Source organism: Planomonospora algeriensis (assembly GCF_977012225.1).
In genome coordinates, this window is sequence record NZ_CDRNDK010001054.1 from 1 (window position 1) to 583 (window position 583).

At 67.9% G+C, this 583-nt stretch carries 1 protein-coding gene; it reads right to left on the minus strand.

Going from position 1 to position 583, the window contains the following annotated elements:
* Window positions 1–270: hypothetical protein (locus ACWJ6R_RS37760; RefSeq protein ID WP_449066771.1), on the minus strand; the 270-nt coding region annotated here is incomplete at its 3' end.
* Window positions 271–583: the final 313 nt, after the last annotated feature.

Below are 583 nucleotides of genomic sequence, written 5' to 3' on the forward strand. Positions count from 1 at the left end.
CGAAAGCCGGTGGTAGATCTCAGAACCGATCCGCAGCATGCGCACCGGCCCGTCTCCCGTCGTCATCACGCCGATCTCGAGGTCATCGGCGATGTTCGCGACGCCCCGGGTACGGATCACGGTGTCGCCGTTGTGGCCGTCCAGCACAGTGGTGTGCGCTATCCGGGCAGTGCGGGGCTCCCACCGGCCGGCCAGGAAATCCGCAGGCGGGTCGACCGGTGAGCGGTCTGCGGTCAGCAGTCGGCGAAGTCGCACCATGCGCCGCAGCATATGCCCAATAGGGCAGATAGCGGGCGTCTCTTCCCGGTGAGCGCGTTGACGCGGTCTGCTCCGCCATCGGGGACGGCACGTTCAACCATGACGGCCTGTCGAAGGCCATCGCCAAGAAGGGGGACCATCCCTGCGGGGATGGTCCCCAGCCGGCCTCTGAACTACCGCCTCCAGCGACTGCCCGCAGTTCCCCGGGCGGCGGCGTGACGTCCCCGCCCGTCACCTTTTCCCCGCCCCTTCAGGTCGATGACCTGATCACCGCGGCCGGGGTAGACCATGACCAGCAGATGCTGGGGGGTGAAGGCATCCCCCT